Annotated in this window: 18 protein-coding genes and 1 riboswitch; of the genes, 6 read left to right on the forward strand and 12 right to left on the reverse strand. The window is 65.5% G+C overall.

The features are described 5' to 3' along the window. The first annotated feature begins 10 nt into the window (after positions 1-10). Positions 11-1,648, forward strand: coding sequence for a TerD family protein (locus BH683_RS03455; protein ID WP_084834875.1), 1,638 nt, complete (start codon positions 11-13; stop codon positions 1,646-1,648). 4 nt (positions 1,649-1,652) lie between these two features. On the opposite strand, the gene BH683_RS03460 is transcribed toward BH683_RS03455, so the two are convergent. Continuing rightward, a complete protein-coding gene (locus BH683_RS03460; RefSeq protein ID WP_084834876.1) occupies positions 1,653-2,000 on the reverse strand; it encodes a hypothetical protein in 348 nt (115 codons plus the stop codon). 177 nt (positions 2,001-2,177) lie between these two features. Between BH683_RS03460 and BH683_RS03465 the strand changes: the two genes are divergently transcribed. Continuing rightward, positions 2,178-2,522: an RNA polymerase-binding protein RbpA gene (locus BH683_RS03465; protein ID WP_084834877.1), complete on the forward strand. Its 345-nt coding sequence runs from the start codon at positions 2,178-2,180 to the stop codon at positions 2,520-2,522. 60 nt (positions 2,523-2,582) lie between these two features. On the opposite strand, the gene BH683_RS03470 is transcribed toward BH683_RS03465, so the two are convergent. The 6 genes from BH683_RS03470 to cobN all read right to left on the reverse strand — a co-directional run bounded on the left by BH683_RS03470 (position 2,583) and on the right by cobN (position 11,716). Continuing rightward, positions 2,583-3,338, reverse strand: coding sequence for a pirin family protein (locus tag BH683_RS03470; protein ID WP_084834878.1), 756 nt, complete (start codon positions 3,336-3,338; stop codon positions 2,583-2,585). A gap of 13 nt (positions 3,339-3,351) precedes the next feature. Continuing rightward, the gene (locus BH683_RS03475; protein WP_084834896.1) at positions 3,352-4,080 is read right to left on the reverse strand and encodes a polyprenol monophosphomannose synthase; all 729 of its coding nucleotides are present in this window, start codon (positions 4,078-4,080) and stop codon (positions 3,352-3,354) included. A gap of 55 nt (positions 4,081-4,135) precedes the next feature. After that, the gene (lnt, locus tag BH683_RS03480; RefSeq protein WP_246833171.1) at positions 4,136-5,764 is read right to left on the reverse strand and encodes an apolipoprotein N-acyltransferase; all 1,629 of its coding nucleotides are present in this window, start codon (positions 5,762-5,764) and stop codon (positions 4,136-4,138) included. A 5-nt stretch (positions 5,765-5,769) separates the two neighbouring features. Next, positions 5,770-7,380 (reverse strand): amidohydrolase family protein, encoded by a 1,611-nt coding sequence (locus BH683_RS03485; protein WP_084834879.1) that lies wholly within the window; start codon positions 7,378-7,380, stop codon positions 5,770-5,772. Between the two features lie 61 nt (positions 7,381-7,441). Then, entirely contained in the window at positions 7,442-7,966 is a 525-nt protein-coding gene (locus BH683_RS03490) for an FxsA family protein (RefSeq protein WP_084834880.1), read from the reverse strand. Positions 7,967-8,104: 138 nt separating this feature from the next. Continuing rightward, on the reverse strand, positions 8,105-11,716 hold the full coding sequence (cobN, locus tag BH683_RS03495; protein ID WP_084834898.1) for a cobaltochelatase subunit CobN: 3,612 nt from the start codon (positions 11,714-11,716) through the stop codon (positions 8,105-8,107). 38 nt (positions 11,717-11,754) lie between these two features. Beyond that, positions 11,755-11,884, reverse strand: a riboswitch (cobalamin riboswitch). An 87-nt stretch (positions 11,885-11,971) separates the two neighbouring features. On the opposite strand from cobN, the gene cobG reads away from it, so the two are divergent. Genes cobG through BH683_RS03510 form a run of 3 tightly spaced genes read left to right on the forward strand, consistent with a single transcriptional unit; the run spans position 11,972 to position 15,257 of the window. Continuing rightward, positions 11,972-13,096, forward strand: coding sequence for a precorrin-3B synthase (cobG, locus tag BH683_RS03500; RefSeq protein WP_084834881.1), 1,125 nt, complete (start codon positions 11,972-11,974; stop codon positions 13,094-13,096). Between the two features lie 24 nt (positions 13,097-13,120). Further along, positions 13,121-13,744 (forward strand): precorrin-8X methylmutase, encoded by a 624-nt coding sequence (locus BH683_RS03505; protein ID WP_084834882.1) that lies wholly within the window; start codon positions 13,121-13,123, stop codon positions 13,742-13,744. A gap of 7 nt (positions 13,745-13,751) precedes the next feature. Further along, positions 13,752-15,257 carry a precorrin-2 C(20)-methyltransferase gene (locus tag BH683_RS03510; protein WP_084834883.1) on the forward strand — a complete coding sequence of 502 codons (1,506 nt, stop codon included), beginning with the start codon at positions 13,752-13,754 and terminating at the stop codon, positions 15,255-15,257. Here BH683_RS03510 and BH683_RS03515 read toward each other — a convergent pair. The 5 genes from BH683_RS03515 to BH683_RS03535 are packed head-to-tail and all read right to left on the reverse strand — an operon-like array spanning position 15,230 to position 20,776. Beyond that, a complete protein-coding gene (locus tag BH683_RS03515; RefSeq protein ID WP_084834884.1) occupies positions 15,230-15,988 on the reverse strand; it encodes a cobalt-precorrin-6A reductase in 759 nt (252 codons plus the stop codon). The two genes, BH683_RS03510 and BH683_RS03515, sit on opposite strands and share 28 nt — an antisense overlap. Next, positions 15,985-16,752, reverse strand: coding sequence for a precorrin-4 C(11)-methyltransferase (gene cobM, locus BH683_RS03520; protein ID WP_084834885.1), 768 nt, complete (start codon positions 16,750-16,752; stop codon positions 15,985-15,987). Before cobM ends, BH683_RS03515 begins: the two co-directional genes overlap by 4 nt. Then, positions 16,749-17,960, reverse strand: a complete 1,212-nt coding sequence (gene cbiE, locus BH683_RS03525; RefSeq protein WP_084834886.1) for a precorrin-6y C5,15-methyltransferase (decarboxylating) subunit CbiE — start codon at positions 17,958-17,960, stop codon at positions 16,749-16,751. Before cbiE ends, cobM begins: the two co-directional genes overlap by 4 nt. Next, on the reverse strand, positions 17,957-18,715 hold the full coding sequence (locus tag BH683_RS03530; RefSeq protein WP_084834887.1) for an SDR family NAD(P)-dependent oxidoreductase: 759 nt from the start codon (positions 18,713-18,715) through the stop codon (positions 17,957-17,959). Before BH683_RS03530 ends, cbiE begins: the two co-directional genes overlap by 4 nt. A gap of 36 nt (positions 18,716-18,751) precedes the next feature. After that, positions 18,752-20,776, reverse strand: coding sequence for a TerD family protein (locus tag BH683_RS03535; RefSeq protein ID WP_168186954.1), 2,025 nt, complete (start codon positions 20,774-20,776; stop codon positions 18,752-18,754). 118 nt (positions 20,777-20,894) lie between these two features. Between BH683_RS03535 and BH683_RS03540 the strand changes: the two genes are divergently transcribed. After that, the gene (locus BH683_RS03540) at positions 20,895-21,305 is read left to right on the forward strand and encodes a TIGR03618 family F420-dependent PPOX class oxidoreductase (RefSeq protein WP_084834889.1); all 411 of its coding nucleotides are present in this window, start codon (positions 20,895-20,897) and stop codon (positions 21,303-21,305) included. The last annotated feature ends 231 nt before the right edge of the window (positions 21,306-21,536 follow it).

A 21,536-nucleotide genomic window follows, 5' to 3' on the forward strand; every position in this document is an offset into this window, starting at 1 on the left:
CATTCGCGTCATGAGCGAGTTGGTTCGCGGCCAGAACGTACCGCTGGAGGCATCGACTGTGGTGTTCTCTGTGGCCGGTGGCACGAGTGAGCTGGATCTGGTCGGGTTGGTGGTCGGTCCGGATCTGCGGACGAGGCACTCTGATGGCGTCGTCTTCTACAACCAGCCACAGACGGCCGGGGTTCGACTCGAGGGCCACCACATAGAGGTGGATCTGGGGACGTTGCCGCCTGACGCGATCGTGTTGTGTGCGGTGAGCGGTGATGCCGAGGCGCGCCTGGCGTCGGGCCTCACGGCCGAACTCGACGCTGTGCCGGACGAGTCCCGGTACTCGTTTCCGCTACACCCGCTTCACGGCGAGACGGCGCTGTTGTGCTTCGAGTTGTATCAGCGGTCGGGACGATGGCGAGTGCGCGCTCTCGGGCAGGGATATCAGGGCGGGCTCGCGGCGCTGCTGACCGCACACGGCGTCGAGGTCGACGATGCGCCGGACGTATCGCCTCGGGCACCCGCAGACCCCGTACCTGTTGCGCCACAGACTGGCGACGGTCATCTGCCGCCTGCGCTGGTCACGCTCGGATCCGACTACGGCGCCGCCGTCGCGCGTGCCCACGTCGTGTTCGAGGATGCGGCCAGGTCGGCCGCCGGTTACGTCCAGGCGGAGGGTTTCGCGATGGACCGGCTCGACAGAGAACTCGGTGACCTGCTGGCCGATCCCGCACAACGCAACTCCCCGGCCGCCGACCGCGCGCGGGCCGCCGCGCAACAGCGGTGCGACGACCTCGTGACCTCAGCGAGAAGCCGCTTCGACGCGGACTCCGCCGTGTTGATGGCCGAGTTGGCTGCCCTGGATCCGCAGTTGCCGGCGGCGATGGCATCGTGGGCGTCACCCGCCTGGAACCGCGCGAACTCTCCGTCTGTTGGTGGTCTGCGCATCGGGGAGTTGTTCGCCCCCGAACGCGGCGATCTGCGGCTTCCGTTCTGTGTGCCGACACCTATCGCTCGACCGCTCTGGGTGCTCGACGCGGGCGACCCGGTACTGCCCGTGGTGACTTCTCTGGTGTTACGACTGGTGGTCGCCGCCCGAGTGCCGTTTCCCGGAATGCGGAACAGCTCGACCGGTGGACAAGTGCTCATCGACGTCTTCGATCTGACGGGTTCCTTGGCACCCATGACGGAGATGCTGATGCCGATGCTCACCGCACCCGCGGTCACGGCGCCGGAGTCCGTCGCCGACCGGCTGTCGGTGCTGGAGTCATCAATCGATCTCACGCAGATGGCGCTGCAGGCCCGCGAGGTCGATGACATCGACACCCGCGTGGTGGTCATAGCGGACCTGCCATTCGGGTGGGACGTCGCGGCGCTGGCGAGGCTGGTGCGGATAGCAGACCGTGGAAGCGAACTGGGCTGGGCGTTCGTGTTCGCCGGGTCCCTCGACGACAGCGACAACGATCCCCTGGTGAGCACGATCGCGGATCGAACGATGATGATCCCTGTGACCGACGAGGCCCGGGCCCACGACCCGTGGGTCGGACTGCCGTGGTCGGTGGCGGCCGAGCGCATCGATCCGACCGGCACGCAGGCCAGGCAGATCGTTGCCACTCTGAGCAGTGACCAGCCGCGTTCAGGTGCCAACCCGAACGCCTGACGTCCTACCGCCAGCGTTCTGCCTCCCTGGCGAGGGCGACGAGTTCGGCACCCAGGCTTGCCAATTCGTTCTTGTCCGCGTTCTCGTCGACTGCCGTGGCAATGTCTTCTGCAGCACATCTGAGGCGAAACAGCCGTTCGATCAGGTCGTCGGCCTCTCCGGCGCTCAGCACCACGGAATCCGCGGGGATGGACGATCCGGCAACCAGGCTCCGCTGTTCGTACGCCCGTTGACGGCATGACTGCTTGCAGTACTTGCGGCGGCGTCCGATCTCGGACTCCACGATCTCGCGGCCGCACCACGCACACGAGTTACGCGCCCGATTGCGACGAGGGGCGGCCTCCTGCTCCATATCCGATGACGGTACTCGGCGGCAGCGCGCATCGGTGACAACCGGGCCGAACACCGGTCTCACTTCGCCCGTCGGCACCCTGATTCACAGAAAGTCGGCGCCGGTGCCGCCGCCCGCGGCCGTCAGTCTCCAGACGCGCGTAAGATGGATAGGTAATCCAACGAGAGGATAGAAGTTATGGCAGATCGAGTTCTACGCGGCAGCCGCCTCGGAGCGGTGAGCTACGAGACCGATCGCGATCATGACCTCGCACCGCGCCGCATCGTGCAGTACCGCACCGACAATGGTGAGATCTTCGACGTCCCGTTTGCCGACGACGCCGAGATCCCGTCCACGTGGCCCTGCAAGAACGGTATGGAAGGCACGATTCTCGAGGGCGCGGAGCCCGAGGAGAAGAAGGTCAAGCCACCGCGGACGCACTGGGACATGCTGCTCGAACGGCGTAGCGAAGATGAGCTCGAGGTGTTGCTGACCGAGCGCCTCGACCTGCTCAAAGCACGTCGCCGCGGTACCTCCAGCTAGGTCTCGACGACCCGTCGAGGGTCGACGTACAGGCGACACGCGCCGTAGCACCAGAAGGTGCTACGGCGTTTTGTTGTGTCTTGCGAACCCGCGCTGCATCTCCCAGACCAGCAGTTCAGACTGCGTCGCGGCAGTGATGCGATGCCCGCCGGTCGCCGTCATGCGGACCGCGTCACCTTCACCCAGGTCGCCGCTGCCTTCGAGCGAAACCCTTCCCCTGGCCACGTAGATGTGGCCGTAGGGGGCGTCCGGAATCGTCACGGACTGGCCGGGCCGCAGGCGGGCGACATGGAGCGCGGCATGACTGTTCCCGATACCGATTGCAGCAGTGTTCCGGTCCCTCGTCATACCGGAGGCGACCGTCACCAACGAACCGTCGCGTAGCTCCGTCGCCACGTCGAGTTCCTCGTAACTCGACCGGCCGCCGGCGGTGTCGGGGGGAAGCCACATCTGCACGACGCGGAGCGGCGTACCGTCACGGCGCAGGGCGCCGTTCTTCTCCGAGTGCATGATCCGACTACCGGCGCTCATCCGTTGCGCGAGTCCCGGGTAGATCAACCCCGAGTGCCCCAGCGAGTCCTGGTGGACCAGGGTTCCCTCGAGCACCCACGTGACTATCTCGACGCTGTGATGCTGGTGGGTGTCAAAGCCCTCGCCCGCGTCGACGATGTCGTCGTTGTGGACCATCAACATTCCGTGTGCGCCCGCCGCAAGATCAAAGTTCCCGGTGGCGAGGAACGACTGGCGTGACTCGAGCCACCCGCTGCGCCAATGTTCTCGGTCGGCTGCCCGAACGACGGTGACGTCTGCCTGCATCATCGACGAGATTTCAGGCGCGCTTCGCCTTTCTGAACTTGCCGAGGCGGTGGGCCAACCCCCAGCGTGGGACCTTGAATGCGGCCTCACGGACGATACTGCCGCTCATCTTCGATTCCCCGAGTTCGCGCTCGGTGAAGGTGATGGGCACCTCGGCCACGTCGAACCCGGCTTGGATCACCCGCCAGCCGAGGTCGACCTGAAAACAGTATCCGTGCGATTCGATGGCGCTGAGGTCAAGAGTCTCGAGCACCTCACGACGGTAGGCCCGGAAGCCTCCCGTGATGTCCTTGACCGACACCCCGAGAGCAAGCCGGGAGTAGACGTTGCCACCTCTGGAGAGGATCTCCCGGCGGCGAGGCCAGTTCACCACCGTGCCCCCGGGTACATACCGGGAACCGATCACGAGGTCGGCGCCCTCGTTGAGGCGGTCGAGCAGACGATGCAACTCCTCGGGTGCGTGGCTGCCGTCGGCATCCATCTCCACGAGCACGGCGTAGTCACGCGCCAGACCCCACTTGAAACCTTCGATGTATGCAGCTCCGAGGCCGTTCTTGACGGTCCGATGCATCACATGGATGCGGCCGGCACCATCGGTCTCGGCCAGTTGATCGGCGAGTTCACCGGTGCCGTCCGGGCTGCTGTCGTCGACGACGAGAATGTGAACGGCGGGCTGCGCCGCGTGTACCCGCTTGACGATCAGCGGCAGGTTCTCGATTTCGTTGAACGTCGGGATGATCACCAGAGTGCCGGCCCCGTCCGCCCCCACCACGGCTCGCGTACCACGCGAGTTGTCCTCAGGCCCCGTCACCATGCTCCTCCTTTGACCATCCCCTGAACCTAACGCCTGGCGCCAACAGGTACAAAAAAGCGCAGATTCCCAAGAGTACGGCCAATCTCTCCGGCCACGGACCGATTGTGGTGGCGATCGTCTGCTCGGTGTTCAGCGGGATCGTGTTCACCAGAGCTGCGGGCTCGAAGAACCCGCTCCGCGACATGCTGTGACCGTCAGGGGCGATGATCGAGCTGACGCCGCTCGTCGCCGAGACCACCACGGCGCGGCCGTGCTCTACGGCGCGGAGCTGGGACATGGCAAGTTGCTGGTACGTCATCTGGGTCCGGCCGAAAGTGGCGTTGTTGGTCGGGACCGACAAGAACTCGGCACCCGACTGAACCGCTCCGCGGGCAGAGCGGTCGAACGCGATCTCCCAGCACGTCGACACGCCGACCGTCACCTGCCGGCCGTTCGCGATGTCGACGTCGACCACACCGGGACCGGTGCCCGCCTTGAAGTTCCCAGCCTGTTCCGCATAGGAGGAGAAGTGCGTGAAGAAGCCTCGCCACGGCAGGTATTCACCGAACGGCTGAATGATGTGCTTGTCGTATCGACCGCGGATCTGCTGTCCGTCTGCTGCCAGCCGCCCGTCCCAGACGAGCACGGTGTTGGTCGGTCGTCCGTCGGGGTTGCGCACCAGTGTGCCCACCATGATCGGGGCATTGATGGCGATGGACGCCGCAGTGATCTCAGCTGCAGCATCGGAGTTCGCGGTCGGATCGATGTCGGAGGCGTTCTCCGGCCACAAGACGATGTCGGGCTGGGGCGAGTCTCCTGCCTTGACGGCTTCGGCGAGCCGCATCGTCTCTCGCACGTGGTTGTCGAGTACGGCACGGCGCTGTGAGTTGAAGTCGAGCCCGAGCCTGGGCACATTGCCCTGGATCGCGGCAACCGTGATGGTGTCGTCCGAGGTGTTGCGGCCGTCGACCGAGGGCCAGAGCGCTGCGGCGACCACTGGTGCCAGCAGCACCAGCGCGGTCGCCGGGATCACCGCCCGCCAACGGCGCGGGTCACGGACGAGCGCACCTGCGAGCGCCGCGAGCGCAGCGCCGGTCAGCGCGACCCCGAACGACACCAGTGGCGCTCCACCGATGGAGGCCAGCGAGAGCATCGGGCCGCCGATCTGTCCGAACGCCACCCTTCCCCACGGGAAACCACCGAAAGGAAACGATGACCGTGCCCATTCGACTGCGACCCAGGTGATCGCAAACCACAGCGGCCCCAGAGGCAAGGTGGTCGTCCGCACCGCCAGGATCCCGAACAGCCCGGTGTACAGAGACAGCACGATGGCCAGCGCGACCCACGGCAGCGGTCCGACGTAGACGCCGATCCACGGGAGCAACGGCAGAAAGAAGGCCAACCCGTAGACGAAGCCATACCAGAAACCTTCACGGAAGCGGACCACGCCGCCGAGCGAGCCGGCGAGAAAAGCCAGGGACACGATGCCCAGGAACCACAGGTTTCGAGGTGGGAACGCAGCCCACATCAGCAGGCCGCCCGCAACACTGCCTGCGGTGCGGAAGAGGAACTGACGGGACCTGAAGAATCCGACGCTGCTGCGGGATCCGGGGCTGTCCGCCTCGGTGGTCACGGCCGTCACAGACCTGCCCGATCGTAGATCGGGGTACCGGCTCGCACTGTCCGGACACACTCGGGTAAGCGGGTGCCCGGTCGCAGGTCCGGCAATGCGGGGACGCGAGAGCGCGGGTCGGTGGACCAGCGCGCCACGGCCGGGTCAGCCGACCCCGCGACCACGAGCTCGTCGACCTCCCACACCGCGTAGTCGGCGGGAGCACCGGGGACCAGCGTCCCGGCGACGCCGTCCCGCTCTCCCCCTGCGCGCCAGGCTCCGCGCGTGGCTGCCGCGAAGGCCGCACGCACCGAGATCGCACTCGTCGGGTTGTTGTGATGTGCCGCTGCGGCAATCGCCTCCCACGGCCGTATCGAGGTCACCGGGGCGTCCGAGCTGAAGGCCAATCCGACCCCGGCCCTCGCGAGCTGCGCGAAATCGTTCAGCGAGCGTCCCCGCGGCAGCCCGAGTCGCTGTTCGTAGAGCTGCCCGGGTCCACCCCAGAGCGCGTCGAACAATGGCTGCATGCTCGCGATGACGCCGCACGACGCCAGAATGGCTGCCTGTTCGGCCGTGATCATCTCTGCGTGTTCGATCCGGTGACCCATGCGCGCGAGTGCGGGCGCGCCGAGTTCGGCAGCCACGGTGCTGAAACCCTCGACCAGAAGATCGGTGGCACCATCTCCGATGACGTGGAAGCCGCACTGGATACCGGCCTCGGTGCACGCCCGGATGTGCCGGGTGACGGTGTGGCCGTCGAGATAACAGACCCCGCTCGTATCGGCGTCGGTGTAGGGCTCGCGCAGCAACGCAGTGTGAGAGCCGATCGCTCCATCGATGAACAGATCCCCGCCGAGTGCATGAGCGCGGGTCGCAGCGAGCAGCGAGGTCGCCTGCTCTGCGTCGGCGACCGGCGCGCCCCAATATCGCCGGATCTGCACCGCATGGTCGAGATCGGCAAGCGAGAGGAAGTCGTCGAGCCCGCTGATGTCGGGTCCACCGTTTTCGTGGACGGCGACGATGCCATGCGCGGCGGCGTCGTCGAGGGCGGCATGCTGGGCCCGGTAGCGGCCGGTCTGGGACAGCAGCAGGCGGGCGGCGCCGCGTACGCGGTGATGTGCGTCGGCCGTCAGAGGACCTTGCTCGTCATACCCCTGCGCGCCGATCAGACCGTCTGCCCGTGAACGCAGAGCTGTCGAGGCAACTGCGCTGTGTTCGTCGATCCGAGCCAGATAGACCGGCCGGTAGCCGACCACCGCGTCGATCTCCGCAGTGGTCGGGCAAGTCAGGTCGGGCCAGTTCGACTCATCCCAGCCCAGACCCCAGATGAGGTCGGTGTCCGTGTTCTCGACGACGTACCGGCGGATCTGCTCGAGGCAGTCTTCGCGACTGACCGCTTCGCTCAGATCGAGACCACGGATCGCGAGACCGGTCGATGTGAGGTGCACATGCGAGTCGACAAACGCCGGCGCGACCAGTGCACCGCCGAGGTCGACGATCTGGGCTTTGGGATGAAGTGTGCGGCCGACCTGGTCGGATCCGACCCAGACCACCACACCGTTCTCGATCGCGATGGCGGTTGCATCGGGGGCCGCCGGCGAGTAAATGTGCCCGCCGATCAGCAGTTGACTGTCCACGACGGTCCAGTCTGCCTGTCAGTCGTCGACTCGGTGTGGCCAGGGCCGCGAACCGCCGGCGTCAGAGCTCGGTCTGCGGCTTGCGCAGCTGCGGACGGGTGGGGTCGTATCCGGTCGGGCCGTACTCTGTGGTGTCGACAACCTGCCCCTCGACGACGGTGACGCCTGCCATTCCCCGGCCGTACCGCGTGTACGTCTCCATCGCCCCGACCACCTTGCGCGTGCCGAGCGCGATGACAACGGGGCGCAAGAGCAAACGAATCGGCTTGAGCAGCAACAGGATTCCGACCGCAGTGCTGACCAGGCCGGGAACGATCATAGCGATGGTCGCTGCGGCGAGCAGTACCGTGTCGGCGACGGGCGCAGCGGACTCTGCGGGTCCCGCCGGCTGACCGCCTGCGGCCTTCTCACCCGCGTCGCGCAGGTTTCGAAACACCTTGGCGCCCTGTCGGCGCAAGAGCCAGAACCCGCCGATCACCGTTGCCAGGCCGAGCAGCAGGGTCCAGCCGAAGCCGATGGCGTAGCAGAGCCCCACGAAGGCGGCGATTTCGATTGCCACGTAGAGGAGGAAGAGCGCGAACTTCATGAGAAACCATCCCGACTATCGGCTGTGCGTACACACGGTCAACGCACGGAACGTCCGATTTTCTCCCACTCCCCGAAAATGGTGGGTTCGGGCGAGCGTTTGTCCAGGTCACGCTCACCCGAAGCCACCAACATCGGGTCAGCCGCCTTCGATATCGCCTTCGGTTTCCAGGAAGACGCGGCGGAGTTCGTCGAGCATCTCGGGAGGAGGAGCAGCCCACATCTCTCGCTGCGCGGCCTCCAGAAGCCGTTCGGCGATCCCGTGCAGCGCCCAGGGATTCGATTTCGTCATGAAGTCGTTGTTCGCCTGATCGAGGACGTAGGACTCGGTCAGCTGCTCGTACATCCAGTCAGCCATGACATTCGTGGTCGCGTCGTAGCCGAACAGGTAGTCGACGGTCGCCGCCATCTCGAATGCGCCCTTGTATCCGTGTCGCTGCATCGCCGAGATCCACCGCGGGTTGACCACGCGAGCCCGGAAGACGCGCGTGGTCTCCTCGGACAGAGTCCGGGTGCGGACGTTGTCGGGGCTGGTGCTGTCGCCGATGTATGCCTCGGGGTCCTGACCGGTCAGCGCGCGAACCGTGGCGACCATGCCGCCGTGGTACTGGAAGTAGTCGTCGGAATCGGCGATGTCGTGCTCACGGGTGTCGGTGTTCTTGGCTGCCACCGCGATCCGACGGTACGCCGACCGCATGTCCTCTACCGCTGCGACTCCATCTCGGCCGCGACCATACGCATAACCACCCCATGCGGTGTACACCTCCGCGAGGTCGGCGTCGCTGCGCCAGTCCTTGGAATCGATCAGCTGCAACAGGCCGGCGCCGTAGGTTCCCGGTTTGGAACCGAAGATGCGGGTGGTCGCACGATCGTTGTCACCGTGTACGGCGAGATCGGCACGGGCATGGGCGGCAACGTAATTGGATTCGTCGGGCTCGTCGAGAGCTGCGACCATCCGAACCGCGTCGTCCAGAATGGTGACCACGTGCGGGAATGCGTCACGGAAGAAGCCCGAGATCCGAACCGTGACATCGACACGCGGTCGCCCCAGTTCTGCGAGATCGATCAGGTCGAGCTTCGTCACGCGGCGAGAGGCCTCGTCCCAGATCGGCATGACGCCCAGCAAGGCGAGGACTTCGGCGATGTCGTCGCCGGAGGTTCGCATCGCACTGGTCCCCCACACCGACAGACCCACCGATCGCGGGTATTCCCCGTGGTCGGTCAGATACCGCGTCAACAAGGAGTCGGCCATTGCCCGGCCGGTCTCCCACGCGAGTTTGGAGGGCACGGCCTTGGGGTCGACCGAGTAGAAGTTGCGCCCCGTCGGCAGCACATTGATGAGGCCACGCAGCGGCGAACCGCTGGGCCCGGCCGGGATGAAACCACCGTTCAGCGCGTGCAGGATCCGAGGGACTTCCTGATCCGTCTGACGGAGCCGGGGCACGATTTCCGTGCCCGCGAACTCGAGGATCTGGTGAACGTCCTCGGGGTGGTCGGCCGCGACCCGGGTGATCGTGTCGGAGTCCCAGTTGTCCTTGGCGCAGGCGGCGACGAGTTCGCGGGCCAGGGTTTCGATGTCATCGGTCGCGGTGCGACCTGCGGTGCCGTCTTCGACGAGGCCGAGAGCTTCGCGGAGCCCCGGCAGACTCTGTTTGCCGCCCCACAACTGTCGTGCCCGGAGCATCGCGAGGACGAGGTCGACCTCTACGTCGTCCGCGGGCGGTTGTCCGAGGATGTGCAGACCGTCGCGGATCTGCACGTCCTTGATCTCGCACAGCCAGCCGTCGACGTGCAGCAACATGTCGTCGAAGACGTCCTCCTCCGGACGCTCCGACAGTCCGAGGTCGTGATCCATCTTGGCGGCCTGCAGCAGTGTCCAGATCTGCTGGCGGATGGCTGGCAATTTGCTCGGGTCGAGCGCAGAGATGTTCGCGTGCTCGTCGAGCAGCTGCTCGAGTCGCGCGATGTCCCCGTAGCTCTCGGCGCGGGCCATCGGTGGTATCAGGTGGTCGACCAGGGTGGCGTGTGCGCGACGCTTGGCCTGGGTGCCCTCGCCGGGGTCGTTGACGAGGAACGGGTAGATCATGGGCAGGTCACCGAGCGCCGCATCGGTCCCGCAGGAGGCGGACATCCCGAGTGTCTTGCCGGGCAGCCACTCGAGGTTCCCGTGTTTGCCCACGTGGACGACGGCGTCGGCGTCGAAGCCGTTCTGAGTCGCGACCCAGCGGTAACATGCCAAGTAGTGGTGACTCGGCGGCAGATCCGGATCGTGGTAGATCGCGACCGGGTTCTCGCCGAAGCCACGGGGCGGCTGCACCATCAGCAGCGTGTTGCCGAATTGCATTGCGGCAATGACGATGTCGCCCTCGGGGTTCACTGAACGATCGACGAAAAGCTCCCCGGGCGCCTCACCCCAGTGCGTGGTCATGGCGTCCCGCAAGTCGTCGGGCAGGGTGGCGAACCACTCGCGGTAGTCGGCCGCCGAAAGTCGAATCGGGTTGGCTGCCAGGGACTCTTCGGTCAGCCAGTCCGGATCCTGACCGCCCGCGGCGATCAGGGTGTGGATCAGCTTGTCCGAATCGTTCTCGGAGAGACCGGGAACCGAGCCGTCACCAGAGTCCGGCCCGATGTCGTAACCGGCCTCACGCATCGCATCGAGGAGTCGGAGCAAACTCTGCGGGGTGTCCAGACCCACGGCGTTGCCGATCCGCGAATGCTTCGTCGGATACGCCGACAGCATGATGGCTATACGTCGCTCCGCTGTGGGAATGTGTCGCAGCTTGCCGTGGCGGACCGCGATCCCCGCCACCCGGTCGCAACGCTCGTGATCTGGTCGGTACCAGGGCAGACCGTCATCGCCGATCTCCTTGAACGAGAACGGCACGGTGATGATCCGGCCGTCGAACTCGGGCACCGCAACCTGGGTCGCGACGTCGAGCGGCGACATCCCGTCGTCGTTCGCTGCCCAGTTCTCTCGCGACGACGTCAGGCACAGACCCTGCAAGATCGGTACGTCCAGGCGCGCGAGCTGTTCGATGTTCCAGCTGTCGTCGTCGCCACCTGCCGAGGCCGTCGCGGGCGTCGCGCCTCCGGCCGCAAGCACGGTGACCACCAGAGCATCTGCCGCAGCGAGCTGTTCGAGCAGGTCGTCGGGTGCGGTGCGCAGTGACGCGCAGAAGATGGGAAGAGCCCGGCCACCCTTGCGTTCGATCGCATCGGACAGGGCATGGATGTACGCGGTGTTCCCGGCCAGGTGCTGGGCTCGGTAGTAGAGGACGGCGATGGTCGGGCCCGAATCCGGGCCCGAATCCGGGGCCGGCTTCGGACGTTCGAGCAATCCCCACTGCGCAGTCGTGACCGGTCCGCCGAAGCCATGACCGGTGAGCAGCACGGTGTCGGAGAGGAACGCGTGCAGGTTGGTGAGATTTTCCGGGCCGCCCTGTGCGAGGTAGTTGTGCGCATCCGCGGCGACACCGGGCGCGACGGTCGACATCGACATCAGGTCAGGGTCCGGAAGCTGCTCGCCGGAGAGGACCACCGTCGGCAGCCCGGCAGCCAGCACGGCCTCGAGGCCCTTTTCCCAGATCTGTCGCCCGCCCAGAATCCGTACGACCACCAGGTCGATGTCGGAAAGGAGCGCCGGGAGGTCTTCATCGATCAGCAACCGCGACGGATTGGCGAGCCGGTAGTCCGCGCCACATGCCTTGGCCGTCAGCAGATCGGTGTCCGAGGTGGACAGCAGCAAGATCACGGGGTGGAACCTCCTTGCCGGGGATTCGCGCCCGGCGGGTAGTGCAGCGATGGAGCGACAGGGGTCTGACTCCGGGTCTCCCCGACACAGTGGCGCGACCGCGCCGGAATCGCACCGGCTTCCCTATCGCAGGTCTGGGATCAGACTATCGTCCCCGATGATGGGGCCCTGTGGCGAACCCCACCTGGGCTTTCGTTCGCCGTGAGGACACACCATCGCAGGATGAAGGGTCGCGCACGCAGTACCGTTGAACCCATGAGCCGACCCGCCGACCGCTGCCCCGGGGTGTTTTCTGCACACCCCGCCGCGGATGGTCATCTCGCGCGGATCCGGCTACCCGGCGGACTCATCACCTCGTCTCAACTGCAGGCGCTGGTCGGGGTCGCCGACGACTTCGGCGATGCGCATCTGGAACTCACGTCCCGCGGTAATCTGCAGCTCAGGGGTATTTCGGACCTGGACGGTGCCGCAGAGCGGATCGTCGACGCCGGCCTGATACCGACCCCGAGTCACGAGCGGGTGCGCAATCTGCAACTGTCGGCGCTGACCGGACGCCGCGGCGGACTTCTCGACGCGCGGCAGATCCTCGACGACCTGGACGTCGGCCTTCGGGCCGATCCCGGGCTCGCTCACCTGCCTGCCCGTTTCCTGTTCGGCATCGACGATGGCCGCGGTGACATCGTCGGCGAAGCACCCGACGCCGGGTTGCTGGCCATCGACGGGGGCACCCTGGAAGTCGTGGTCGGTGGGGTTCGGACCGGCCGGACAACCACTGTCGACCAGGCAGCGCAGACGCTGTTGGCCGTGGCACATGCGTTCCTCGCGGACCGCACGGACGAATGGCGGGTCGAGGACCTGGCCGGGCATCCTGCGATCGATGAGTTTCTCGATTCGCTCGCCACCGCGCCACCGCATCGATTGCCTTTGCCGCCCACGGAACCTCTGGTCGGTTGGCTGGACCAGGACGACGGACTGGTCGCCCTCGGTGCCGTCGTGGCACACGGCCGCATGTCGTCGCGCATCGCCGAGTTCCTCGCTGCGATCGAACGGGACATCTACTTCACCCCACGTAAGGAGATCGTCGTCGTCGACCTCTCGGAGGGGATGGCCGACACCGTTCTACGGGTGCTCGCCCCCATGGGCCTCATCTTCGATGCGAGCTCACCATGGACCCGGGTCAGCGCATGCGCCGGCTCTCCCGGGTGCGACAAGTCTCGCGCTGACGTGCGCGGGGATCTGGAATTGTTGCTGAGCACACCCGACGTCGAGCTCACCGCACGCGAGCACTGGGTCGGCTGCGAACGTGGATGTGGTTCACCTCACGGACATCACACCCGCGTCGAGGCCACCGACGACGGGTACGTACGTCAGCAGATCTGAGCGACCTCTATCGTGGCAAACACCATGTACTCCTATATACGAGACGGCGCCGAGATCTACCGCCAGTCCTTCGCCACGATCCGCTCCGAGGCAGACCTCGGCGGTTTCGACGATGACCTGTCGCGCGTTGTCGTCCGGATGATCCATGCTTGCGGTCAGGTCGACCTCACCGCCGATGTCCGTGCCAGCGACGGTGTGGTGACTGCCGCTCGAAGCGCCCTCGAGGCCGGCGCCCCGATTCTCTGCGACGCCAACATGGTGGCCTCCGGGGTCACCCGGAAACGGCTGCCTGCCGACAACGACGTCCTGTGCATGCTCCGAGATCCTCGGACTCCCGAACTCGCGGCTGAATTGGATACCACGAGAACAGCTGCCGCCATAGAGCTTTGGCGCCCAGTTCTCGAGGGGGCAGTGGTCGCCATAGGCAATGCACCCACCGCGCTGTTCGCTCTACTCGAGCTCATCGACGCCGGCGGGCCACGTCCGGCGGCGGTCATCGGCGCACCAGTGGGTTTCATCGGAGCGGCCGAATCATGCCAGGCCCTCGCCGATCGCACCGACCTCGAATACCTCACCGTGCTGGGCAGGCGCGGGGGCTCGGCCATCACCGCGGCAGCCATCAACGCGCTCGCTTCGACAGCGGAATAGAGAGACCATGACCGGCAAACTATGGGGAGTGGGCCTGGGCCCCGGGGACAGCGAACTCGTGACCGTCAAGGCCGCCAGGGTGATCGGTGAGGTCGATGTCGTCGCGTATCACTCCGCCAGGCACGGCAGATCCATCGCCCGATCCGTCGCGGCGCCATATCTGCGCAACGGTCAGATCGAAGAGAAGTTGATGTATCCGGTCACCACGGAAAGCACCGATCACCCCGGCGGCTATCGAGGAGCACTCGCAGATTTCTACACCTCTGCGGCACAGACTCTGGCACAGCATCTTTCGGCAGGACGGAGCGTCGCGCTACTCGCCGAAGGCGATCCGCTCTTCTACAGCTCGTACATGCACATGCACAAACGCCTGGTCGCCGATTTCGACACCGAGATCATCCCCGGGGTGACATCTGTGAGTGCGTCGTCGGCCGCCACCGGGCTTCCCCTGGTCGAGGCGGACGAAACGCTCACGGTGCTACCCGGCACCCTTCCCAAGGATGAACTGGTCCGCCGACTGCGCGACAGCGACGCCGTGGCCATCATGAAGCTCGGCCGGACCTTCCCCGATGTTGTTGCTGCGCTGGAAGAGTCGGGTCGCCTCGAGCAGGCCTGGTACGTCGAGCGGGCTTCGACGCTGACGCAACGGGTGGTCCCCGTCGTCGACGTGGAACCCTCGACGGTTCCCTATTTCTCGATGATCGTCATACCGGGCGAGCTGAACAATCCACTGATCGCCGAACCGAGTCGCGGCACCGGCCAGGTCGTGGTGGTCGGCCTCGGGCCGGGCGCCGATCGATGGACAACCCCTGAGGTGCGTGCCGAACTGGCCCAGGCCACAGACTTGGTCGGCTACAAGACCTACCTCAACCGGATCACTCCGCGCGCCGGTCAGCGACTGCACGCCAGCGACAACAAGGTCGAGTCCGAACGAGCCTGCATGGCGCTCGATCTCGCCAAAGGCGGCGCGCGCGTCGTCGTGGTGTCGTCGGGGGATCCCGGTGTCTTCGCAATGGCGGCAGCCGTCATCGAAGAGGCCGCTGACGAACAATGGCGTGAGGTGCCCGTCCGCGTGGTGCCCGGAGTGACGGCTGCCAACGCCGTCGCGAGTCTGGCCGGCGCTCCCCTCGGCCATGATTACGCGGTGATCTCCCTGTCGGATCGCCTCAAGAGCTGGGACGTCGTGGCCGACCGGGTCCGGGCCGCACTGCGCGCCGACCTCGTGCTGGCCATCTACAACCCGGGGTCGGCCAGCCGCACCTGGCAGGTTGCCGAGTTGAAAGAGATCCTGCTGCAACAGATTGCGAGCACAACCCCGGTGATTCTCGGCCGCGATGTCGGCGGACCCGAACAGTCTCTCGTGATCACCACGGTGGCCGATCTCGATCCGGCAACGGTCGACATGCGGACGCTGCTGATCATCGGGTCAACCACCACCACCGTCGTCGACCGCTCAGATGGTCAGGCAGTGTTCACGAATCGTCGCTACTCGGCAAGCCCCGCCACCCAGTGAGCGGCTTCGGCCGCGGTGTGAACGCGGGGTCCGCCGGGAGTGGAAGGCCTACGCACCATGATCACCGGGAGTGACAACTGCCGCGCCGCATCGAGTTTGGCGCTCACCAACTGGCCGCCGCTGTTCTTCGTCACGATGACGTCGATACCGTGTTCGCGCATCAGGGCGAGTTCACCTTCGAGTCTGTAAGGTCCTCGACTTCGGATCACGGTGCTGTGTCGGGGGCCCTCCCGCTCGGGCGGGTCCACGAGTCGGATCAGGAACCACGCATCGTCGATGGCCTTGAAGACGTCGACGTCCTGACGGCCCGTGGTCAGGAAGACCCGCAGGTCGTCCCGCACGGCCGCCATCTCGGAGACCGCCCGCGCGGCGCCGAGCATGTCGTCGACCTCGATCCAGGCGTCGCCGGGCCGAGCCTGCCATTCCGCTCTGCGCAACGTCAGCAGCGGTAGTTCGAGGGCCTCTGCTGCCTGCGCGGCGTTCGCCGAGATCACTCGGGCGAACGGATGGGTGGCGTCGACGATGGCGGTGCACTCGTTCGTTCGAAGCCACGAGACGAGGCCGTCGACTCCGCCGAAACCACCGACCCGCACCTCCCCCACCGGCAACGCGGGATTCTTCACCCGGCCCGCCAGCGACGAGACAGCGTCGACGCCCGCAGCGTCCAGGAGGGTTGCGAGAGACCTGGCCTCTGCCGTACCTCCGAGGATCAGAACCCGACGGCCGTTCACGGGTGCCGGGAGTCGTCGCGGAGTTTGGTCATCCGAGCGGTCGAGTACAGGTAGCTGTCGGGAAACTGGTCCGCAGCCAGCACCTCGCCGACGAAGATCACCGCTGTGCGCACAATTCTGTTCGACTCCAGGCGTTCCGGCAGCTCTTCCAGCCGACAGCGCACGACCTGTTCATTCTCGCGGCTGGCGAAGGCGACCACCGCGACAGGACACTGCGCGCCGTAGTGAGGTGTGAGCGCCTCGACGATCTGCGCACTCTGATGGGCGGCCAGGTGGAGAGCCATCGTGACCCCGGAGCGCGCGAGCTCGTCGAGTTGTTCACCGTCGGGCATATCCGTCGACAAGGTGGACACCCGCGTGATCAGTAGGGACTGCCCCACCCCTGGGACCGTCAACTCCTGCTTGAGTGCCGCGGCCGCTGCCGTGAATGCTGGTACACCAGGGACGATCTCGTAGTCGATGCCAAGCTTCCGGAGGTGCCGGATCTGCTCCGCAACAGCCGAATACAACGCGGGATCACCAGAGTGGAGCCGGGCGACATCATGCCCCGCCCGATGCGCTTCATCGATATGGTCGATGATCGTCGTCAACGGCATCTTCGCGGTGTTGATGAGGTTCGCACCGGTTGGGCAGTGCTCGAGCATCTCCTCCGGCACCAGCGATCCGGCGTAGAGGCAGGTGTCGCACCGCGACAGGACGCCGGCACCGCGCAGCGTGATGAGGTCTGCTGCACCCGGACCGGCACCTATGAAGTAGACGGTCATGGTGTTCCCACCGGCTTGTCGGCTATCCACTGCGTGACCGGAAGAGTCGGCCGCCAGGCGGTCATCGACCCGAGCGGTTCGGCGTGATCGACCTGAAAACGACGAAGCGTGCCACCGACCGCGGAGTGCCAGGTGACCAGCAGCGCCTCGGATTCGATGGTCACAGCGTTGACGACGATGCGCCCACCCTCGAGCAGCGCGTCCCAGCAACCCTCCAAGATTCCCGCTGTGGTCACGCCGCCACCGATGAAAATCGCATCGGGGTCGGGCGCGTGTACGAAGTGCTCCGGAGCGGACTCGAGTATCGTCAGCCCTTGCGCTACCCCGAATTCTGAGGCGTTGTGCCCGATCCGATCACGGCGAGCGCCGTCGGACTCGAATGCTATTGCGCTGCAGGAGGGATCAGTGCGCAACCACTCGATCGCGACGCTTCCCGCGCCTGCGCCGACATCCCACAACAGTTGACGCGCGGCGGGACGCAGCGCCGTGACCGTCAAGGCTCGAATTGCCTGCTTCGTCATCTGCCCGTCATTGCTGAAATCGGTGTCGGGAAGACCTGCCTGCGCGCTGACCGCGGGGCCGACGCACCGGACCGCGACGAGATTCAGGCGGTCGCCGGCGGCGTGCCGCCACGTCCGAGCGATCCCGCCGTACGTGCGTTCGGCTGCGCCACCCAGTTGTTCGAGCACGGTCAGATGCGACCAGCCGAAACCGTGGGCGGTCAGCAGTTTCGCGAGCGCTTCGGGGGTCGTCGCATCGCGGCTGAGTACCAGGAGCTGGACGTTGTCGCTGACACTGGTGAGAATCGAACTCAGCGGTCGATCGACGACGCTGCAGATGCGGGTGGTTGCCAGATCCCATCCGAGCCTGGAGGCAGCGTGACTCACGCTGGACACCGCCGGTAGAACCCGAACATTCTCCGCACCAACCGCTTTGACGATGCTGGCACCCACGCCGTGGAACATCGGATCACCCGACGCGAGGATGTGGACCGGGAATGACTGCGGGTGTGCGAGAACAGCCGCGAGGTGCTCCGACATCGGCGAGGTCCAGGGTCGCAGCTCTGCACTGACCGAATCGAGAAGACCGAGCTGTCGCGGTGATCCGTACACGACCGTGGCATCTTGCAACTCGCGCTGGGAGGCCGGCGTCAGGCCGTCCCAACCATCTGCACCGATACCGACAACGATGTAGCGATGATTGCTCATCGCGGCAACCGGCGCCAGATTGCCTGCGGAAGTAGCCGCATGACGAAGAAGAAAGGTCGGAGCTTGCCTGGTACCCAGACCACGCTCTTTCCGCGATGCAACGCGGCTACGACCGCGTCGGCCACCTCCGGCGCAGTTCTGGACATCGGTGCCGGTTTGACTCCTGAAGCCATCAAATCCTTTGTCATGTTCCCGATCACGAAACCTGACCTGACGAGTAGTAGGCGGACTCCACTGCCGTGGAGGGCATCCGACAGTCCACTCGCGAACCCGTCGAGGCCTGCTTTGGTCGACCCGTAGACGTAATTCGCGCGGCGGACCCGCACGCCGGCCACCGACGAGAAGACGATGAGGTTGCCCTGCCCCGCGGCGCGCATGGCAGCTGCGAGCGGGGTCAGAACGCTGATCTGCGCGAGGTAATCCGTGTGCGCGATCTGCAGTGCGTGCTTCACGTCGGTCTCGGCGCGCGCCTGATCGCCCAGGATCCCGAAGGCGACGATCGCGACGTCGATACGGCCGTGCTCGGCGATGATCTGTTCGATCAGCGTGCCGTGCTGCTCAGTGTTGTCCGCATCGAACTCCACCGTGTGGACCGCAGCCGCATTTTCGCTCGTCAGACGCTCGCGTTGTTCCTCGAGTTCATCAGGGCGTCGAGCCGCCAGCACGACCGTGGCACCAGCGGCGATCCGCGCAGCGACCTCGATCCCGATCTCGCTGCGTCCACCGAACAGGACCACTACCTGACCATTACTCACCCGGTGAGTATCCCAAACGGGTGAGTGGCTCTCTGGTCAGGCCTTGACGGGCTTCGTCGGCTTCGGCGAGCGCAGAACCTGTACAACGTCTCGATAGAACTCCTCGACCAGTTTGTTGGCCGAGATCACGACGTTGCCGCGGTTGCGGGAAAGCGTGTGTCCACGGGTGATCTTGAACTGCTTTGGCAACTTGCCATCGGCGGGTAGCAACCCATCTGGCGACTCGCGAAGCTGCCCCAGGAGCGCGCCGATGTTCGCAGAAGTCCGCCCCGGAAGCACTGCCTCGACAAGGGTGTCGCCGTGGGCGTCGGGCATCTGCTTGACGACCCAGTTCACTCGAGTCGCCGGCCGACCTTCGCGAGGTGCGTCGACAATGGTCGAACACTCGACGGTGTCAGATCGCAGATCGACCGCGAGAGTCAAAGGCCCTGTCGCGCCGGGGACGCGAAGTGATCCGAACATCATCCCCGAGTCGGCAAGCTGTTGGATACGGCTGGTGCTGTCCGGCCGATTGCGCGGGAAGATCGGACGGACATCGGTACTCAACAGGCAGGACAAGTCGTGGCCGATGTGGCGCACCAGCTGGTCGAACAGATTGCAGACCTCGATGGCCCCTTTGTTGTCGACATTCAGCGTCCTGGTCTTCACAGCTTCGCGCACCTGGACCCATTGCGGTCCCATGTCGGTGAATCCGTGCAGCCCGGACTTCGGATGCTGCAGGTAACGGACGAACTCTCGCAACACCCAACTCTGGGTCGAATCCTGCACCTGGCGGTGCATCGACATCTGTATCGCGACAGACCTGATCTCGTCCCAGGACAGGTGATGAAGCGAGACCTTCTTCAGCTTCCGCTTGTCGACCTTGACAGGGTGCTGATCGTGGGCACCCAGCAGTTGGTTGCTCACGGTGATCACCGCGTTGAACCCGAGTTTTCGCGCGATGTCGACGTAGATTTCCACCTGATCATCCGTGAGCTTCGCGGTCGACGACTTTGCTTCCACAAGCGCTACCCATTGCTTCGCGCCACGCGTGACACGGATCAGACCGTCGGGCCGATATTTCTTCTCATTCCAATCGAACTCGGGTTCGATGAACGTCTCGATCGTTCCGGCGGGCCCACCGCTTCGTCGCACCAACTCTCGGCCGAACTCGCGGACTCCGTTCATCACCGACAGGAGCGCCGATACCGCGCGCCGCTCACGCTCGTCGCCGGAACCGATCGCGGACACCGAGAACAAACGCGCGCGGTCCCATTCCGATTCGTCGTTCAGATCGTTTCGTAGCGACCACTCCGGCAGCTTCGGTGGACGCAGCGCCTTTCTGATCGTCATGTGCCCGGTACCGTCAGGAACGACGGTGGATGCAGTAGCGGTTGCGGCTTCGCTGTCCGGCGGTGTCGTCGCGTCTTCACCGTTGTCGTTGGCCGGAACCATCTCCTCCTGGACGGTGGGACCGTCTGCAGTCGAAGGATCATCGTCGATCTCGACGCCGAACTCCTGCGCCAACGCGCCGAGCCCGTCGCCGTATCCCTGACCGAGGGCCCGGAATTTCCACGCTGCGCCACGGCGGTAGAACTCGCCGAACAGCAATGCGAGGACCGGCTCTTCTACAGAGAGAGTAAAAACCACACTGGGCGAAACCGAGTCGGCGACCAGCAAACTGATCTCGAGGTGGTCGGCGTTCGCGAAAGTCAGTCCGGCGTCGGAATCGAGGCTGGCGCCCACGACGATTCGGTCGACGTCGGACGGCAATGAAGCGAAGTCGACGACAAGTACTTCTCCCGGCGACCCCACCGCGTCGTTGAGTGATGAGGTGCCTTCCACGAGGCGAACAGCACCGCCACCGGCCTCGCGCTGGTTGTAGAAGACAAAGTCGGCGTTGGTACGGACCTTTCCGTCACCGTCGAGTAGGAGAATGCTCACGTCGGGCCGGGCCGCGGTCTCCGAAGGAAACTCGCTGATCACGCCGACGACGATCTGCTCCTCGGCGCCACCAATCGATTCGAGGGAAAGGTTTTGTCCACGAACGAGTTCGAGCGCCTGCGTAATCTGGTCGGTCACGCGCCGACTATCCCACGTATCCGTCTTCGTGCGCAGGCATCAGGCCCCCCGTTGGTACGAAGAGATGACGCCGCATGCAGGCGTTGGCGTACTCCTGCAGGCCACTAGGCTCGACCCCATGGCTAAATCAGCAGACGACCTCACCCCCGCGGCCCTGGAGTTCCTCACCGACCGCCATCTCGGCAGCCTCAGTACGGTCCGAGCCGCCGGAACCCCACACGTCGTTGCTGTCGGGTTCACGTACGACTCGGAGGCGCAGGTCGTCCGGGTGATCACGTTCGAGGGCAGTCAGAAGGTCAAGAACGTCGAACGTGCCGGCTATGCGGCGGTCTTCCAGGTGGACGGTCCCCGATGGATCACGTTGGAGGGCACCGCCGCCGTCAAACGCGACGCCGACTCGATCGCCGAAGGCGTCCGACGCTATGCGCTGCGGTATCGGCAGCCCAAGATCAACCCGCGACGGGTGGTCATCGAGATCAACGTCGCACGGATCCTCGGATCGCAGAGCTTGCTCACCACCACCAATTGACGATCGGCGCGAGGACGATCCCACCGCCCACCCGTTTTCGCACCACCCATCGGTTACTTCCGGTGGACACCACAAAAACGGGTGGGGCAAGGGCGACTGCAGCAGGGTCAGACGGCCTTCAGACCACCGCCCACCGCCCACCCGTTTTTGCACCACCCATCCGTTACTCGGAAGTTGTCAACCTGTCTGAGACAGGTGTGGGTTCGATTGTTCGGCCTGTTCGGCCGGCTT

This window comes from Williamsia sp. 1138 (assembly GCF_002095435.2).
Taxonomy (GTDB): Bacteria; Actinomycetota; Actinomycetes; order Mycobacteriales; family Mycobacteriaceae; genus Williamsia.

Bases quoted from the DNA above. Each gene is read 5' to 3' on its own strand.
- BH683_RS03510 (WP_084834883.1), top strand. From the start codon at position 13,752: ATGACCGGCAAACTATGGGGAGTGGGCCTGGGCCCCGGGGACAGCGAA.
- cbiE (WP_084834886.1), bottom strand. From the start codon at position 17,960: ATGAGCAATCATCGCTACATCGTTGTCGGTATCGGTGCAGATGGTTGG.
- BH683_RS03470 (WP_084834878.1), bottom strand. From the start codon at position 3,338: ATGCAGGCAGACGTCACCGTCGTTCGGGCAGCCGACCGAGAACATTGG.
- cobM (WP_084834885.1), bottom strand. From the start codon at position 16,752: ATGACCGTCTACTTCATAGGTGCCGGTCCGGGTGCAGCAGACCTCATC.
- BH683_RS03465 (WP_084834877.1), top strand. From the start codon at position 2,178: ATGGCAGATCGAGTTCTACGCGGCAGCCGCCTCGGAGCGGTGAGCTAC.
- BH683_RS03455 (WP_084834875.1), top strand. From the start codon at position 11: ATGAGCGAGTTGGTTCGCGGCCAGAACGTACCGCTGGAGGCATCGACT.
- BH683_RS03540 (WP_084834889.1), top strand. From the start codon at position 20,895: ATGGCTAAATCAGCAGACGACCTCACCCCCGCGGCCCTGGAGTTCCTC.
- cobG (WP_084834881.1), top strand. From the start codon at position 11,972: ATGAGCCGACCCGCCGACCGCTGCCCCGGGGTGTTTTCTGCACACCCC.
- BH683_RS03460 (WP_084834876.1), bottom strand. From the start codon at position 2,000: ATGGAGCAGGAGGCCGCCCCTCGTCGCAATCGGGCGCGTAACTCGTGT.
- BH683_RS03490 (WP_084834880.1), bottom strand. From the start codon at position 7,966: ATGAAGTTCGCGCTCTTCCTCCTCTACGTGGCAATCGAAATCGCCGCC.
- BH683_RS03505 (WP_084834882.1), top strand. From the start codon at position 13,121: ATGTACTCCTATATACGAGACGGCGCCGAGATCTACCGCCAGTCCTTC.